Consider the following 16,872-nt stretch of genomic DNA (forward strand, 5'->3'; position numbering starts at 1 on the left):
AGGCCAAGCTGCGCGATGCGGCCAACGAGCACATGGCCATGTTAGAGAAATCACCCGAGCGGGTGATGAGCTTCTTTCAGGATCCCAGGGTCAAATATGCCGCCGGTTGAGACTTCATGAGGCCGAAGCAATAATGAACATGGGAGATGGATGGCCCTGGATTTTTAATCCAATTCATTGGTTAGGAAAAAAATGGAGCAAATAGTTGTCAAACACTGAAATGCATAAATACAAGATGGTTGGGGTACGACATGTTTAGTGGCATTGTTGCAGGCGTGGGTATCATTGAACATGTGGAGAATCGTGATGGAGGACTGGACCTTCGCATATCCACTCAAGGGCTCTGCATGGAGGATGTGAAGGCCGGTGATAGTATTGCGGTAAATGGTGTGTGCCTGACAGCCGTATGCGTGGAAGACAGGTATTTCTGCGCCCATGTGTCGCGCGAAACATTAAACTGCACAGTTGGACTGGATGCAGAAGGGAGTTGTGTTAATCTGGAAAAGGCTCTCTGCGTCAATGACCGGTTGGGGGGGCATCTGGTGAGCGGTCATGTTGATGGAGTGGGTGATGTGGCTGAATTCACAAATCTTGAGGAAAGCTGGAAATTAAGAATTGCTGTTCCGCGGTCATTGGCAAAATATATGGTTGTAAAGGGTTCCATTGCAATCAATGGCGTGAGTCTGACGGTAAATAATGTTGAAGGAAACGTGTGCAGCATGAATTTGATCCCGCATACGCTAGAGGCGACTACTCTGAAGGAATTGCATGTCGGGGCTCGAGTCAATATAGAAACTGATCTGATTGCGCGTTATGTTGAGCGCCTTTTGCAGGCACGGAGTTGATAACAATGACAGATATCGCTCCGATAGAAGAAATAATTGCCGAAATACGTGCCGGACGCATGGTGATCCTCGTGGATGAGGAAGACCGTGAAAATGAGGGGGACCTGTTATTTGCAGCTGAATTTGTTACCCCAGAGAAAATCAATTTTATGGCCAAGCATGGCCGTGGATTAATTTGCCTGACATTAACAGAGGCGCATTGTAAGCAGTTGAACTTGCCTTTAATGGTGCGAGATAACGGTTCTCCTCTGGGTACCAATTTCACGCTTTCCATTGAAGCGGCAAGTGGTGTGACGACAGGGATTTCTGCCACGGATCGGGCAAGAACGGTGCAGGTTTGCGTGGACCAACACGCTAAGCCTGAAGATATCGTTCAGCCTGGGCATATTTTCCCGCTGATGGCACAGAAAGGCGGGGTTTTGGTACGCGCTGGTCATACAGAAGCTGGCTGCGATCTGGCGCAGCTCGCCGGGCTTACTCCTGCCGCGGTTATCTGTGAAATACTGAAAGATGATGGCGAGATGGCTCGCTTGCCCGACCTTATTCCATTTGCGAAGCAGCATGGCTTGAAAATAGGGACCATCGCTGAACTAATAGAGCATCGCAGCCAGCATGAAAAACTGGTTGAGCGTGTGGCAAGACGCCCAGTACAAACTGCTTATGGTGTTTTCGATCTGGTTAGCTATGTGGATAAAACCACGCAACAAACCCATCTGGCACTGGTTAGAGGTGAAATCCGGTCAGATACAGAGGCATTGGTGCGTGTTCATGAGCCATTGTCAGTTCTGGATTTCCTGGAGCAGGCGAGCTCCGGCAATTCCATCAGCGTGCATGATGCAATGCTGAAAATCAGTCTTTCATCTTCAGGTGTGTTGGTATTGCTGCATCGTAACGAAACCTCGCGCGACCTTTTGAAGCGCGCTTCAGTCATGCATGAGGAGCACCAGATGCCAAAGTGGGATATGCGCAGCTACGGTATTGGTGCGCAGATATTGCGGGATCTAAATGTTGGGAAAATGCGGTTATATGCCACTCCACGCAAATTACCAAGCATGACGGGATTTGGCCTGGAAATTGTAGGATATGTTCAACATGAATAAATTCTGGACGGCATCTATTGTCCTGCACCAGGAGATTGTCAAGCAATTCATTGCAAATAGAGTTTGTGCATACAATCAGGATAAATGATGAAAGAAATTGAAAAAAATTTGAATGGAACAGGAATGCGCATTGGCATTGTGCAAAGTCGCTTTAATTTGGTCGTTTGTGAGGGCTTGCTTGCTGCCTGCCGCACGCAGCTTGTTCAGCAAGGTGTAAATGATGCAGACATTACGCTGGCATGTGTCCCGGGTGCACTGGAAATCCCGTTAGGGCTGCAACTCATGGCAAGCAGCGGAAAATTTGATGCATTGATCGCTATGGGTGCGGTGATTCGTGGTGATACATACCACTTTGAAATTGTAGCGAATGAATCTGCGCGCGGGGTTGGAGAAGTGCAGTTGCGAAATGGCTTGCCCATTGCTAATGCCATTCTTACAACAGATACAGAAGTGCAGGCAGAGGAACGCATGAATACAAAAGGCGTGGAAGCTGCGCTTGTGGCGATTGAGATGGTGAATCTGCTGAGGGAACTGGCATGAATGACGTAGCAGTTAAGCCGAAGGCGCTATCCAAAAGCCCGCGCCATCGTTCGCGTGAACTGACTTTGCAGGGGATCTATCAGTGGAAGCTGACTGGCAATGAAAGAGATCAGATTGAAAAGCAGATATGTGCCGAAAAAAATACCGGTCGTTACGACAAGGCATTTTTCAGCAAGCTGCTTCAAGGGGTGCTGATTCAGCATTCCGTACTGGAAGCGATAGTTGCTAAGCACCTTGATCGCTCTCTGGACGAACTCAGTCCCATTGAATTTTCCGTGCTGATGATAGGAGTATATGAACTGCTTCATCATTTAGAGATTCCCTATCGGGTGGTGATCAATGAAGCTGTAGAACTTGCCAAAACTTTTGGCGGTACTGATGGGTATAAATTTGTTAACGGAGTACTGGATAAGGCTGCTGCAGAAATTCGTACCGATGAGGTTCAGTGAAAGAGGAATATGCGGGAAGTGGAGTGGATATCCATTTCAATTTCCGTTCGATTCATTATACTGCAAGACCAGTAGATAAAGTCCGTTGAGGATCAGAGTAAGCCGTGCGGCTGTAGCGGGGTGGATCAGGCCAGATCAGAATGGTTTAAAATAAACTAAATAAAAAGTATGGATATATTAACGGGGGGGATGAGTCAATATAAAAATATCGTTCTGTCTATATTGTTGTTATTCGTGCAGACATGCGTGACAGCCTCTCCACTAGAGGCCAGGCATCAGGATTCCGGCTTCAGCACAAAGATGAGCAATGGCAACCTGGCGTTTCCCGAATATATTGCACAAACCCGCGCAACGCTTGCAAAAGTGCGTTCTGGGAATGGTGCGGTTGACATGGAACGGGCAATCAATGGCAATTCCCCGTTTGAATTGAAGCCAGCAGAAAGCTGTCCAAAAGGACAGAATAAGCCTTATCGGCGAGGAATACTGCTCACCCATGGATTGACCGATTCCCCTTATTCGATGCATTCCCTGGCATCGTTTTTTCAAGAAAACTGTTTCCGAGTGATGGCGATTCTTTTGCCGGGGCATGGCACACAACCGGGGGATCTGCTGGATGTCACATGGCAGGACTGGGCTGAGATGGAAGCTTATGGCACCAATAAACTTTCAGCGGAAGTAGAAGAAATTTTTCTGGGAGGGTACTCTACAGGTGGTGCGCTGAGTATTTATCAGTCATTGATAGACAGTCGGGTACGTGGCCTGTTCCTTTTTTCCCCGGCGTTGAATGTCAGTCCCAAGGCTGCCCTGGCCAATCTCCACAAAATATATAGCTGGCTGATTCCCAGAGAAAAATGGATTGATATCAAGCCGGATAAGGACATTTATAAATATGAATCTTTTCCTATGAATGCGGCAGCACAGATATATGCGCTGACCCAGGAGCTGCAGGATAAACTGGATGGTCACCCGATGAAAATTCCAGTATTTGCTGCGGCAAGCGAGCAGGATATTACTGTTTCTACCTCGGCTACGCTCAATTTCATGGAAAAAGCGCCTAATCCGGCCAACAGACTGGTACTTTACACTACCAACGTTAATCAGGTTGCGCCGGGTAGATCAGCAGAAAAACTGGAGCGGGTAAACAGCGTTTTTCCGGAATGGAGAATACTCAGTGCAGCCCATACGGCGATTACCCTTCCCTTGGAGGATCCGCATTACGGAATCATGGGGGAATATGTAAACTGCCTGCATTATTTATCAGATCAACCCCAAAAATACAACGATTGTATCAGCAACCCGGAACAGGCATATTGGGGTGAGCTAACCGATGCCAACCTCAAGGCAGGCAACTTGCGTCGCTTGATGGCGAACCCGAATTTTCCGCAGCTTAAAACATCCATGAAGAAATTTATCGATGCCTTGCCCTGAAGGTGTTTCTGCAGGTTAGGTTCTGGTAAAAGTGTGCAGCAATATCACCAGAGAGTCCGGGAGCCGATTTACGTTAGAATTACTCAATGGCCTCCGAGTTCAAGCTGATCGAACGTTTTTTCACCCGCCCGGTTCCTGACACGGTGCTGGGTGTGGGGGACGATGCTGCACTTTTGCGGGTAAATGATGGCATGGAGTTGGCTGTGTCGACTGACATGCTGGTAAGTGGAACCCATTTCTTTCCAGATACGCCCTCTTTTTTTCTTGGCCACAAGGCCTTGGCAGTCAATCTGTCCGATATGGCTGCAATGGGCGCGCAGCCGCGCTGGGCTACTCTGGCATTGTCATTGCCCGCAGTGGATGATGACTGGCTGGAAAAATTCAGCGCGGGTCTGTTTCATCTGGCTGATGAGCATCAGATTAATCTGATTGGTGGTGACACTACTCGCGGGCCGCTCAATTTGTGTATCACGATCATGGGAGAAGTGCCGGAAGGACAGGCGCTGCGCCGTTCAGGCGCACAAGTTGGCGATGATATCTGGGTTTCTGGCGTATTGGGGGATGCTGCGATTGCGTTGGCACATATGCAAGGGCATATCAATCTGCCTAGGCAGAATTTTGAGACTTGCTCGCTTGCATTGCATCAGCCCGCTCCCCGGGTCGCTCTTGGATTGGCACTGCGCGGCATTGCAAACAGTGCCATAGATATTTCAGATGGCCTGCTGGCGGATATTGGCCATATATTGAAAAGCTCAGGTGTGGGAGCAGAGATTGCATTTTCCGCACTTCCAGTCTCCAGTGTGCTTCAGCCTTTTCTTGATCAACCATTAGGCAGGCGTTGCGTTCTGGCCGGAGGGGACGATTATGAACTTTGTTTTACTGCTCCTGCAATTTTCCGCTCCGCAGTCGAGAAAGTTGCGGTCACTCTTGGTTTGCGGATCACGTGCATAGGTACTATTACGCAGGGAAATAGATGCGAGGTACACGCCAAGGATGGCAGCACAGTTGATGTTGGAGTATCAGGCTATGACCATTTCCGTTGATTCCTGCAAAAAACCCACGTGGCGTTTTGTTCTCAGCCATCCCGCACATTTTTTTTCCTTTGGTTTCGGCAGTGGCCTGTTTCCGGTTGCGCCAGGAACGGCAGGAACATTAGTGGCGTTTCCATTTTATTTGTATTTTTCCGAGCGATTGACGGATGGGGCGTTTATATTCGTTTTGATAGGTTCGTTCATATTGGGGGTTTGGGCATGCGGGAAAACCGGGAAAGCCCTGGGTGTGGCAGATCATGGAGGGATGGTCTGGGATGAAATTGTAGCCTTTCTGCTGGTGCTGTTATTTACCCCTGAAGGATTTTTCTGGTACCTGCTGGCTTTTTTTCTGTTCCGTTTTTTTGATATAACCAAGCCTCCGCCGATCCGCTATTTTGACCGGACATGGCATGGTGGCTTTGGTGTCATGTTCGACGATATTTTGGCTGCGGGCTATACCTTGCTGAGTCTGGCGCTGGTGAGGTATGTTCTGTCGTGAAAGGCACCAGTGTTAACCAAGGAATATTCGTCTTATGGCAGGAAGTCTGCGCGGCATGTTTTCCGGAAAACGGAAAGGGTTGATCTAACAGCCTGATAACCGGGTTTCCTGTTAAAAGGTGATCGTTTGCCAGCTGCACCCCGCTTCATCGCAGCGCAAGAAATTGCCTGCAGTTTGCCAGTCTCCCAGCACCCAACGTTCACACTCGTGTCCGTCCACCGTATGCAGGTGACGCTTGGGCCGATGAGTGTGCCCATGGATCAGGCGCGGATAGTGATGGCTACGGAGCAAGTCCATCACCGCTTCTAAATTCGTATCCATGATTTCTTCGCTTTTGTGCTTTTGCGCATTCTTGCTGCGCTCACGCAGTTGTGCAATGTGTTCCTTACGCTGAGCCAGCGGCTGAGAAAGAAAATGCTGCTGAAACACGGGATCATGGATTTTTTTGCGCATATTCTGGTAATCGATGTCGTCTGTGCACAGGATGTCGCCGTGGGTGAGCAGTGTTGGCGTATGGTACAGGTTAATCAGCACAGGGTCGTTCAATAGTTTTGCACCACAGGCCTGGGCGAATTTCTGGCCGATAAGCAGATCGCGGTTGCCATGCATGATATGTATGTCAGTGCCGTTGCTGGAAAGCCCATGTAAGGCATCGGCAATCTGGCAATGCAAGGGGTTGTTGATATCATCATCCCCGGCCCAGTACTCGAACAGATCGCCGAGGATGTAGAGTGTCTCGGCCTTGGGTGCTGTCTGTTGAATAAACTGCAGAAATTCTTTTGTGCTTTGTGTTTGCTCCACGCATAGATGGAGATCGGAAATAAATAGACTATGAGCCATATAATATACTGATTTTGGATGAAACAAGAAAATCGGAGGGTCAGGCGGCTCGATGCCGTGCATGTTTTCCTGCGCCCCTGATTACCCAGCAGAGGCGCAAAGAAATCGCGCTGTCCTGACTATGACAGCTTTACTAGGAAAATTGAATACACTTGCTGAAACGTCGTGCCATATTTATTGTACGACTTCGGCCTTCATAATAATGACATCTTCCAGAGGGACATCCTGATGACCAGTCTTATTACCAGTTTTGACTTTGCGTATGGCATCCACTACTTCAGTACCTGAAACCACTTTCCCGAAAACACAATAACCATAATCGTGTCTGTTGGGAGCGCTATAGTTGAGGAAACTATTGTCCTTTACGTTAATGAAGAACTGCGCCGTGGCTGAATGCGGATCAGATGTGCGCGCCATTGCGACCGTATATTTGTCATTCGTTAAACCATTCGCGGCTTCATTTCGAATTGGCGCCTTGGTGGGTTTTTCTCGCATGCCTGGCTCGAAGCCTCCGCCCTGGATCATAAAGTTGTCGATAACACGATGGAATACCGTGTTGTTATAAAAACCATTGTTCACATAGTCGAGAAAATTCTTGACAGTGGCAGGGGCTCTTTCCTCATCCAGTTCAAGGGTGATATTGCCGTGGTTGGTTTGCAGTTTGACCATGTTAGTTTTTCCTTTTTGTGTGGAATGTTGTTGAGAAATCTGGGCAGCCTGAGCTGAGCACAATAACAGGCAGCCAAGCAGCAGGGTGGAAAATATTTCCTTCATTTTGTCGAATCCTCATAAATGAAATTTAAGTAAGCGATTTTGTTCCAATTCAGTTGAGCACCTGTTCTGCCTTCTTGAGCACGACTTCTTCAGTGGGTACGTTATCCAGTCCATAGCGGCTTTTGGTCTGCACCTTGCTGATTGCATCCACCACTTCAGTGCCTGCCACTACCTTTCCAAAGACGCAGTAGCCAAAATTCTCTTTATCTGGTGATGTGAAATTCAGGGTGTGATTATCCTTCAGGTTGATGAAAAATTGGGAGGTGGCGGAATGAGGGGCAGATTTCCGTGCCATGGCAATAGTATATTTATCGTTTTTCAGCCCGTTTGCTGCCTCATTTTTGATTGGCGGGTTGGTGGATTTCGGGATCATTTTGGTGAGAGTGTTAAATGAAACGATGCCCTGGGAATAATTATAACCGCCTCCCTGGATGACAAAACCTTCAATTACGCGATGGAAAATGGTCTTGTAGTAAAAGCCACTGTTTACGTACTCGAGAAAATTTTTAACGGTAATTGGAGCTTTTTCAGCATTCAGTTCAAGAGTGATAATTCCATAATTGGTGTGCAGTTTAACTATGGGAAAATTGTCCATTCAATACTCCATGGTTTTTCAGGGTTGAGAAAAGCTTCAGCTGGCGTTGCACAGCATTGCATATAGTAAGGTTATCAAAGCAGTGATGGGACGACGAGGGTTCCATGCTGTTATTTTGTATTCTGCCCCTGATTGAGTGCCATTTGCCTGCCTGCAGTCAGGCTGTCAGCCCAAAGCCAGAATGGATACGTGACTGCAGTTGTGGTTGATGGAGAGCAAGCCAGATTACTTGGCGGCACGCTCTTCCTGGATGAGCCATTTACCATTTTGTTTTACCAGAAGCATGAATTTGTCGAAAGAAGAATTTATATAGTCGGACCGATAAGACTGGTGAAAGGTTACGGCAGCATGATTTTCATCCGGGAAGGTGACTTTTTCGTTGTCGATATGAATCTCGATATATTTAGGCATGCTGATGCGTACCCTGCTTGAGTTTTCCCAGTCATTGCGATTCTCGCCATTCGGAGTCTTGAAATCTGCAGAATAGAAAGCCAGGTACTTTTCAACGTCCTGTGATGACCACACATCTACCCAGTCGTGCAAGATTTTTAGCACATTCGCGTCTGCACGGTTGGCAACGGGTTCCCTGTTGTTTGCATTCCTGGCGGGTTCGCCGGGCTCAGGAACGAAAGAGACTACTTTCGAGTGTACAGGAAGGGTGGCTGAAGCGTTAACCTGCGGCTTGGCGGGGGAGGGAGGTTTGGGTGTAACCTCAGCAACCTTAGCCGGCAGAGAAGGAACGGCCCCTGTTGTTGAAGGCTGCACTCTGGCCGGGGATGAAGGTTCGGAAACCGTAAGGGGGGTCTTGGCGGGAACAGACGACGCTATGGGAGCAGTAGCCTGTGGTTTGGACGCGCTGATTACCGGGGGAACCGGCTTGTTCTTTGGGAACAGGTCGTTGACTAGTGCAAGCTTGGTCTGGGCAGATGTATTGTTCCGGTCCAGTTGTGCCGCACGTTCATAAGAATGACTTGCCATTTTGGCGTAAATGTCCCCCAGATTTTCCTGGGCAGTGGCATAATTTGGGTGGTTGCGGATCGCCACTTCCAGGGCGGCCCTGGCTTTCTCATATTGTCCCTGCCCTGCATATAGAACGGCGAGGTTGTTATACGGCTCGGGCAGTTCCGGGTAATCTTCGGTTAGTGACAGGAATATCCCTGTGGCCTCATTGTTTTTGTGCTGTGCAGTAAGAATCAACCCCTTCAGGAATCGTGCCTGCGCATCCTTGGGTTTGCTGGCGAGATAGGCATCCACCCTCTTTAGAGCCTGTGTGTGCTGGTTTTGCTTGAATAACTTATTGATATCCTGGATTTCATTTGCGCCTATGCTGTTGCTGAAGCATAGGGATAGCATGGCTCCGCATAGTAAAAGACGGTTGAACTTGTTCATTTAATTAGTGTTGGTTGAAATATTTGGTGGCAGGATGGGGGCGTGCTGTTCAAGCTGACTATATCTAAATCTAAAAGATCTAAAGCGCATTGAAAATAATTAAACCAATGCCTTGGCAAGGCGTATCTACTCGTCAATCCGAATGACCATCGACTTGAAACCCCTGTGATGCAATCCGTTATTCCACATGTTACAAAATGTTACAAACAGATGACCTGTTTTATTTTATCAATCCTGACCATTTTTACAGCTTAACGTGCAAGCTGGCAAGGGAATTCTGAGCTGATTGTTCGAGTCAGTGGATTTTCAGGTAAAATTGTCCATCTCGCCTTGGAAGAACTTCTGAATCATGAGCAGCAACAAACCCGTACCGGTCTCCCATTTCATCCGTAATATTATCGAGGATGACCTGGCCAATAAAAAGCATACTGAAATTATCACACGTTTCCCACCAGAACCGAATGGATATCTGCATATTGGGCATGCCAAATCGATTTGTCTGAATTTCGGGTTGGCCCTGGATTATCAGGGGTGCTGCAATCTGCGTTTTGATGATACCAACCCGGAAAAGGAAAGTGAGGAATATGCACGTGCTATCCAGGAAGACGTGCAATGGCTGGGCTTCCAATGGCAGGGAAAGGTGCGCTGGGCTTCGGACTATTTTGAGAAGCTATATGATTTTGCGGTTGAATTGATCCGGCAGGGAAAGGCCTATGTGGACGATCTGACTGCCGAGGAAATACGTGAATACCGCGGCACACTTACTCAACCCGGGAAACCCAGTCCGTACCGGGATCGTTCCGTAGAAGAAAACCTCGATTGGTTCCGGCGTATGCGCGCAGGTGAGTTTCCTGACGGTGCAAGGGTGTTGCGTGCCAAGATCGATATGGCCTCAGGCAATATCAACCTGCGTGATCCGACGATTTATCGTATTCGGCGCGCTCACCACATCCGCACGGGCGATGCCTGGTGCATTTACCCGATGTATGATTATACACACTGTATTTCCGATGCTCTTGAAGGGATTACGCACTCGCTGTGCACATTGGAATTTGAGGATCACCGCCCCCTGTATGACTGGTTTCTCGACCGGCTGGATATGTCCGCCCATCCCCGCCAGATCGAGTTTTCGCGTCTGGAATTGAGCTATACCGTGACCAGCAAGCGCAAGTTGCTGCAGCTGGTGAATGAAAAGCATGTTTCAGGCTGGGATGATCCGCGCATGCCAACCATTATTGGCATGCGCAGGCGTGGTTATACACCGTCAGGTATTCGTGAATTTACCCGCAGAATCGGGATTTCGAAGAGCGAAAATATGGTGGACATGGCGGTGCTGGAAGCCTGCATCCGTGAGGATCTGGAAGCGTGTGCGCCACGCGTGATGGCTGTGATCAAACCGCTGAAGGCTGTCATCACCAATTATGTGGAAGGCGGGAGCCAGTCGCGCGAGGCCGGGTTTCACCCGGAACATCCGGAATTGGGAAGCCGCCTGGTGCCGTTCGGCAAAGAAATCTGGGTTGAGGCGGATGATTTTTCCGAAAATCCGCCTGCAGGCTGGCAGCGCCTGACCCCCGGAGGTGAAGTCCGCCTGCGTTACAGTTATGTAATGCGCTGTAACGAGGTAATAAAAGATGATGCAGGCAATATCATTGAACTTCGTTGTACGATTGATTCGGATACGCTGGGAAAAAATCCGGCGGGCCGAAAGGTAAAGGGCGTGATTCATTGGCTGGCTGCGGATCATGCACTTCCTGCGGAGATCCGTTTATATGATCGTCTCTTCACCGTGCCGGAGCCGGATGCCGATAAGGCGCACGATTTTTGTGAATTCATCAACCCGGCCTCTCTGGCCGTGATGCATGGCTGGGTAGAGGCTGCCGTGAAGGATGCTGCGCCAGAAACTCATTACCAGTTCGAACGTCTCGGCTATTTCTGCGCTGACCGGCATGATCACCAGCCCGGGGGAAAGCTCAGGTTCAACCGTACAGTGACCCTTAAGGATTCGTGGACAAGAGACCGAAGCCAGGCGGAAAATCGCGGTGTATAAAAGAATTGCAGTGGCAGTGGATGGAAGCGAGACTTCGGATCATGCTTTGTCTGAGGCAGGCACACTCGCCCAGGAAATGGATTCCGTGGTGTTGCTGCTGCATGTGTGCGAAGAAATGCCGGTAATGTGGGAACCGGCAGGCCTGCTTCTGATGCAGGACAGCATGAAAGCCGTGGCAGATGCAGGGAAAGATTTACTGGAAAGACACCGGAAACAGCTTGCAGAGCGGGGAGCAGCTGTGGAAACGAAACTTGTCGAGTCCTATGGTGGCCGCATCGGTAGCGTGATCTCGGAAGAGGCGGAGAAATGGCGTGCCGATTTGCTGGTCGTGGGTACGCATGGCCGTAAAGGGGTCATGCATTTGCTGATAGGAAGCGTGGCGGAAGGGGTAATCCGTACGGCGACCATACCAGTCTTACTGGTGCGCAGGTAGATCGTTGGAGAAATACTCTAGAGGTTTCTGATGCTTAAAATTTACAATACGCTGACTCGCGACAAGCAGGATTTTGTTCCCATCGAACCGGGGAAGGTTCGAATGTATGTATGCGGCATGACGGTTTATGATTATTGCCATCTTGGCCATGCACGGGTGATGGTGGTGTTCGACATGGTATACCGCTGGCTGAAGGCGACCGGGTTGGACGTGACCTATGTGCGTAACATAACCGACATTGATGACAAAATCATCAAAAGGGCGGCAGAGAATGGCGAGTCTGTTTATTCCCTCACACAGCGCTTCATAGATGCAATGCATGAGGATGAGCGTGCGCTGGGTGTTCTGGCGCCGGATCGGGAGCCTCGGGCTACTCAATACATCCCACAAATGCAGAATATGATCACCAGGCTGGAGGAGAATGGATTAGCCTATCAGGCTGCGGATGGGGATATGAACTATGCAGTCCGGAAATTCATCGGATACGGGAAACTATCGGGCAAGTCACTGGAGGATCTGCGCGCAGGCGAGCGCGTGGAAGTGAATGATGGCAAGATGGACCCTCTGGATTTCGTACTTTGGAAACATGCCAGGGAGGAGGAGCCGGAAGAAGTGAAATGGGATTCGCCATGGGGGAAGGGACGGCCCGGGTGGCATATTGAATGTTCTGCGATGAGCATGGATACCCTGGGCAAGCATTTCGACATTCATGGCGGCGGAGCCGATCTGCAGTTTCCGCATCATGAAAACGAGATTGCGCAAAGCGAGGGTGCGAACCGGTGCAAAAGTGTAAATGTCTGGATGCATAACGGGTTTGTGCGCGTAGATAATGAAAAAATGTCCAAAAGTCTTGGCAATTTTTTTACGATTCGTGAGGTGCTGGACAAATATGACGCCGAAGTGGTGCGTTTTTTTATCTTGCGGGCACAGTATCGCAGTCAGTTGAATTATTCTGATGCACATTTGAACGATGCACGGCAGGCATTGAATCGCCTGTATACTGCATTGGCGAAAATGACCGTGCCTGTCGAAATCAGGTCACCTGACTGGAGCGAGCCTTATTCCCGGCGCTTCAAGGATGCAATGGATGACGATTTCAATACCCCGGAAGCGATGGCGGTCCTGTTTGATCTGGCAAACGAGGTGAATCGCAGTCATTCGACAGAAGCTGCCAGTATATTGAAATCACTGGGCATGACGCTCGGTCTGCTCCAGAGAGACCCTGAAGCCTATCTGCAGGGCAGGCATCGTGATCTTTCCATGCACGAAGCTGCAGGTTCTTCAGACCAGGGCAGTTTCGCAGGCGAGCATCCATTCATTCCTCCGGGAATGACCAAGAGTGTCCAGGATTTAATTGCAGAACGAGCTGCGGCTAAAAAAGCCAGGAATTTTGCCGAGTCCGACCGTATTCGCAATGATTTGTCAAAGGCGGGCATTATTCTGGAAGACGGTGCGACCACAACCACCTGGCGGCGCGCATAACAATAGGTCAGGAAGCAAGCGGATTTTCCGGGGTTGGATCGTGGGATGTGCTTGCGAAAGCAGAAGTTGCCTGCTCAGGTAGATCACCTTTCCCAGGAGTTGATCTGACGAGTGCAGTAGTCATCTAACCCATGTTCATTCAAAATAGCCCGGATTATCGCGATTCAGGAAAAATCTGAAAAATCCTGTAATTCAGGTATTACAACATTCGGCAGCAAATTTTATTAAGGAGAAAACCATGTCTTGTCATCCAACCGATTTTAAAGGATCCATTATTGATGCACTGAAACAGGCAGTCGAAGCAAAAATCCCGGATTCGCAGGCCGAGGTGAGCGGTGGTGGAGGGCATTTCAGCATTGATGTGACTTCCCCCGCATTTGCGGGAAAGAATATGCTGGAGAGCCAGCGGATGGTGTACGGTGCCATTTCCCACCTGATGGCGGGAGATATGGCCCCGGTTCACGCTATTGACAGTTTAAAAACCAGAACGCCATCGGGGGCGTAAAAAATAAAAATGCACGGGTTTTCTTAAAGAACGATTTAGGGAAAATACCAGCTGTTTATCCGTGCATCATAATTCCCGGCGATACCCTTCAATATGGCACTGCAGTCTCTGGATGCAGTGCCATTTTTTATCGTTCAGGGAAAGTTAACTTGGGAATAGGATTGCCCCGGGATGACTGGGGGTAGATGAATGATTCCCCGGAATATATTTTCAAGCCAGACGTCCCCGCAGGGGTGTTCCTGTTGTACCGCGCCAGTTGTACCGGCGTAAAAAATTCTGCTCTGAATCTGGCTGCGTCGGATCCATTCGGATGGTGCTCTCCCGTATCCGGGATGTATTGTGAAGGTAAAGGGCAGGCTACTCCGTTCTCCGTACCCGTCTTCAATTGAAAAATATATTTTTAATGGGCTCTTGAAATTTAATTCCCGCGCCCTTATTATTAGCACTCAAGGGCATCGAGTGCTAATAGCTGATATGAGTGCTAATAATTAGGATGTCGTTATTTTATCAATTATTTGTTCAAGGAGAATAAAACATGTTGGTCCGTCCTTTGCATGATCGTGTTGTTATCAAGCGCAGCGAAGAGGAGCGCAAGACTCCGTCCGGTATCGTCATTCCTGATGCCGCGACCGAAAAACCGGATCAAGGCGCAGTGGTTGCGGTAGGCCCCGGCAAATACAGTGATGATGGGAAACTGATTCCAATGACTGTAAAAGTCGGAGACAAGGTTTTGTTCGGCAAGCATGCTTCCCAGTCTTTCAAGATTGATGGACAGGAATATATTACGATGCACGAAGAACAGATCATTGGCGTCATCGAAAATTAATTTTATATATCTGGTTGACCCTGCCACAGGGCAGGAAGAGAAAAGCTTTGGTTAATACCAAGGTGAAGAAACCGAATAGTTACATTTCAGGAGAAAAGATATGGCAGCAAAAGACGTGAAATTTCATGATAGTGCGCGCAGCAAAATGGTTGCAGGCGTGAATATTCTGGCGAATGCAGTCAAGGTGACCCTCGGTCCTAAAGGCCGCAATGTAGTTCTGGACCGTTCCTATGGTGCTCCCACCATTACCAAGGACGGCGTGTCCGTAGCCAAGGAAATCGAACTGAAAGACAAGTTCGAAAACATGGGTGCGCAAATGGTCAAGGAAGTGGCTTCCAAGACATCCGATGTGGCCGGTGATGGAACCACTACTGCAACTGTTCTGGCACAATCCATCGTTCAGGAAGGCATGAAGTTTGTTGCTGCCGGCATGAACCCGATGGACCTGAAGCGCGGCATTGACAAGGCAGTTCATGCGGTTGCCGATGAACTGAAGAAGCTGTCGAAACCATGCGCTACCTCAACTGAAATTGCTCAGGTTGGTTCAATCTCAGCCAATTCCGATACCAGCATCGGAAAAATCATTGCAGATGCGATGGACAAGGTAGGAAAAGAGGGCGTAATTACCGTTGAAGATGGAAAATCCCTTGAAAACGAACTGGATCTGGTCGAAGGGATGCAGTTCGACCGCGGTTACCTGTCGCCGTACTTCATCAATGATCAGGATAAGCAGGTTGTAGCCATGGAGAACCCCTTCATCCTGCTGCATGACAAAAAAATCTCCAACATTCGCGAGTTACTGCCACTGCTGGAACAAGTTGCCAAGGCTGGCCGTCCGCTGGTAGTGATTGCAGAAGATGTAGATGGCGAAGCGCTGGCCACCCTGGTGGTAAACAACATTCGCGGAATCCTGAAAACAGTCGCGGTCAAGGCTCCTGGCTTTGGCACCAGACGTCAGGCGATGCTGGAAGATATCGCCATCCTGACCGGTGGAACGGTGATTGCCGAAGAAGTGGGTCTGACACTTGAAAAGGCTACCCTGGCAGATCTGGGACAAGCCAAGCGCATTGAAGTCAACAAGGAAAACACCATTATTATTGATGGCGCAGGAAATGAAGATGCGATTCAGGGTCGTATCAATCAGATTTCCAAGCAATTCGAAGAAGCAACCAGTGATTACGACAAGGAAAAACTGGTGGAGCGCAAGGCCAAGCTGGCAGGCGGCGTTGCGGTCATCAAGGTCGGTGCTGCAACCGAAGTCGAAATGAAAGAGAAAAAAGCACGTGTGGAAGATGCCTTGCATGCTACCCGTGCCGCAGTGGAAGAAGGGATTGTCCCTGGTGGTGGCGTTGCGCTGCTGCGCGCCAAGGCAGTTGTGTCCGGGCTGAAGGGTGACAATGACGACCAGAACGCGGGTATTACCATTGTGTTGCGTGCGATGGAATCGCCACTGCGTACCATTGTTGATAACGCCGGTGACGAGCCTTCAGTCGTGGTCAACAAAGTGCTGGAAGGGAAAGGCAACTATGGCTATAACGCAGCCAGTGGCCAATACGGCGACATGCTGGCAATGGGCGTGGTTGACCCGACCAAGGTTACCCGTGTTGCCATGCAAAATGCGGCTTCTATTGCCGGTTTGATGCTGACAACCGGTTGCATGGTTGCCGAACATCCGGAAGACAAGCCTGCCCCTGAAATGGGCGGTGCTGGCGGCGGTATGGGAGGCATGGGCGGTATGGGTGGCATGGGCGGCATGATGTAATCCATCTGGATTTTTCCTGGATCGGACAAACCCTGCCATGCGCAGGGTTTGTTTTTGGGCGGCATAAAAATGCAGCGGGGCTGTTTTACAGCGGGAACATGGCAATCACCCGGGTGGTGATCATTTCCATGTTTCTTAATTTTCTGTTTGCCGTTATAATGGCAACTTAGCACAGGCTCGGTAGCTCAGTTGGTAGAGCAGTGGATTGAAGATCCTCGTGTCGATGGTTCGATTCCGTCCCGAGCCACCAGTATTTGAAAGCCAACCGTTCTCGGTTGGCTTTTTCATTTCTGCGATTTCTTTATAAACCGTGCGGTTTAACGCAAT

At 49.3% G+C, this 16,872-nt stretch carries 18 protein-coding genes and 1 tRNA gene; 15 read left to right on the top strand and 4 right to left on the bottom strand.

Features of this window, described 5'->3' with window-relative positions; genetic code table 11:
* Window positions 1–251 precede the first annotated feature (251 nt).
* From KJA68_RS07150 to KJA68_RS07180, 7 genes are all read left to right on the top strand, one after another.
* Window positions 252–845: a riboflavin synthase gene (locus KJA68_RS07150; RefSeq protein WP_213036261.1), complete on the top strand. Its 594-nt coding sequence runs from the start codon at window positions 252–254 to the stop codon at window positions 843–845.
* A gap of 5 nt (window positions 846–850) precedes the next feature.
* Window positions 851–1,945 (top strand): bifunctional 3,4-dihydroxy-2-butanone-4-phosphate synthase/GTP cyclohydrolase II, encoded by a 1,095-nt coding sequence (gene ribBA, locus KJA68_RS07155; protein ID WP_213036262.1) that lies wholly within the window; start codon window positions 851–853, stop codon window positions 1,943–1,945.
* Window positions 1,946–2,032: 87 nt separating this feature from the next.
* Window positions 2,033–2,485, top strand: a complete 453-nt coding sequence (gene ribH / locus KJA68_RS07160) for a 6,7-dimethyl-8-ribityllumazine synthase (protein ID WP_213036338.1) — start codon at window positions 2,033–2,035, stop codon at window positions 2,483–2,485.
* On the top strand, window positions 2,482–2,934 hold the full coding sequence (gene nusB / locus KJA68_RS07165) for a transcription antitermination factor NusB (protein WP_213036263.1): 453 nt from the start codon (window positions 2,482–2,484) through the stop codon (window positions 2,932–2,934). Before ribH ends, nusB begins: the two co-directional genes overlap by 4 nt.
* 189 nt (window positions 2,935–3,123) lie before the next feature.
* A complete protein-coding gene (locus KJA68_RS07170) occupies window positions 3,124–4,362 on the top strand; it encodes an alpha/beta hydrolase (protein ID WP_213036264.1) in 1,239 nt (412 codons plus the stop codon).
* Between the two features lie 86 nt (window positions 4,363–4,448).
* Entirely contained in the window at window positions 4,449–5,405 is a 957-nt protein-coding gene (thiL, locus tag KJA68_RS07175) for a thiamine-phosphate kinase (protein WP_213036265.1), read from the top strand.
* On the top strand, window positions 5,389–5,892 hold the full coding sequence (locus tag KJA68_RS07180; protein ID WP_213036266.1) for a phosphatidylglycerophosphatase A family protein: 504 nt from the start codon (window positions 5,389–5,391) through the stop codon (window positions 5,890–5,892). The genes thiL and KJA68_RS07180 overlap by 17 nt, the downstream gene beginning before the upstream one ends.
* Before the next feature lie 111 nt (window positions 5,893–6,003).
* Here the strand turns inward: KJA68_RS07180 and KJA68_RS07185 are convergent, their stop codons facing one another.
* The 4 genes from KJA68_RS07185 to KJA68_RS07200 form a co-directional block, all read right to left on the bottom strand.
* On the bottom strand, window positions 6,004–6,732 hold the full coding sequence (locus KJA68_RS07185) for a UDP-2,3-diacylglucosamine diphosphatase (protein WP_213036267.1): 729 nt from the start codon (window positions 6,730–6,732) through the stop codon (window positions 6,004–6,006).
* A 174-nt stretch (window positions 6,733–6,906) separates the two neighbouring features.
* Window positions 6,907–7,401, bottom strand: a complete 495-nt coding sequence (locus KJA68_RS07190) for a peptidylprolyl isomerase (RefSeq protein ID WP_213036339.1) — start codon at window positions 7,399–7,401, stop codon at window positions 6,907–6,909.
* 154 nt (window positions 7,402–7,555) lie between these two features.
* Window positions 7,556–8,086: a peptidylprolyl isomerase gene (locus KJA68_RS07195; protein ID WP_213036340.1), complete on the bottom strand. Its 531-nt coding sequence runs from the start codon at window positions 8,084–8,086 to the stop codon at window positions 7,556–7,558.
* A 240-nt stretch (window positions 8,087–8,326) separates the two neighbouring features.
* On the bottom strand, window positions 8,327–9,490 hold the full coding sequence (locus KJA68_RS07200; RefSeq protein ID WP_213036268.1) for a nuclear transport factor 2 family protein: 1,164 nt from the start codon (window positions 9,488–9,490) through the stop codon (window positions 8,327–8,329).
* A gap of 349 nt (window positions 9,491–9,839) precedes the next feature.
* On the opposite strand from KJA68_RS07200, the gene KJA68_RS07205 reads away from it, so the two are divergent.
* The 8 genes from KJA68_RS07205 to KJA68_RS07240 all read left to right on the top strand — a co-directional run bounded on the left by KJA68_RS07205 (window position 9,840) and on the right by KJA68_RS07240 (window position 16,795).
* Window positions 9,840–11,537 (top strand): glutamine--tRNA ligase/YqeY domain fusion protein, encoded by a 1,698-nt coding sequence (locus tag KJA68_RS07205; protein ID WP_213036269.1) that lies wholly within the window; start codon window positions 9,840–9,842, stop codon window positions 11,535–11,537.
* Window positions 11,530–11,970: a universal stress protein gene (locus tag KJA68_RS07210; protein WP_213036270.1), complete on the top strand. Its 441-nt coding sequence runs from the start codon at window positions 11,530–11,532 to the stop codon at window positions 11,968–11,970. The genes KJA68_RS07205 and KJA68_RS07210 overlap by 8 nt, the downstream gene beginning before the upstream one ends.
* Before the next feature lie 30 nt (window positions 11,971–12,000).
* On the top strand, window positions 12,001–13,452 hold the full coding sequence (cysS, locus tag KJA68_RS07215; RefSeq protein WP_213036271.1) for a cysteine--tRNA ligase: 1,452 nt from the start codon (window positions 12,001–12,003) through the stop codon (window positions 13,450–13,452).
* A 238-nt stretch (window positions 13,453–13,690) separates the two neighbouring features.
* Window positions 13,691–13,957 carry a BolA/IbaG family iron-sulfur metabolism protein gene (locus tag KJA68_RS07220; protein ID WP_213036272.1) on the top strand — a complete coding sequence of 89 codons (267 nt, stop codon included), beginning with the start codon at window positions 13,691–13,693 and terminating at the stop codon, window positions 13,955–13,957.
* 185 nt (window positions 13,958–14,142) lie between these two features.
* On the top strand, window positions 14,143–14,346 hold the full coding sequence (locus KJA68_RS07225; protein ID WP_213036273.1) for a hypothetical protein: 204 nt from the start codon (window positions 14,143–14,145) through the stop codon (window positions 14,344–14,346).
* A gap of 146 nt (window positions 14,347–14,492) precedes the next feature.
* On the top strand, window positions 14,493–14,783 hold the full coding sequence (locus tag KJA68_RS07230; protein ID WP_213036274.1) for a co-chaperone GroES: 291 nt from the start codon (window positions 14,493–14,495) through the stop codon (window positions 14,781–14,783).
* A 100-nt stretch (window positions 14,784–14,883) separates the two neighbouring features.
* Window positions 14,884–16,545: a chaperonin GroEL gene (gene groL / locus KJA68_RS07235; RefSeq protein WP_213036275.1), complete on the top strand. Its 1,662-nt coding sequence runs from the start codon at window positions 14,884–14,886 to the stop codon at window positions 16,543–16,545.
* 174 nt (window positions 16,546–16,719) lie between these two features.
* Window positions 16,720–16,795: transfer RNA gene (locus KJA68_RS07240), tRNA-Phe, on the top strand.
* The last annotated feature ends 77 nt before the right edge of the window (window positions 16,796–16,872 follow it).

Origin of the sequence: Candidatus Nitrotoga fabula, from assembly GCF_905221025.1 — a bacterium.
GTDB lineage: Bacteria > Pseudomonadota > Gammaproteobacteria > Burkholderiales > Gallionellaceae > Nitrotoga > Nitrotoga fabula.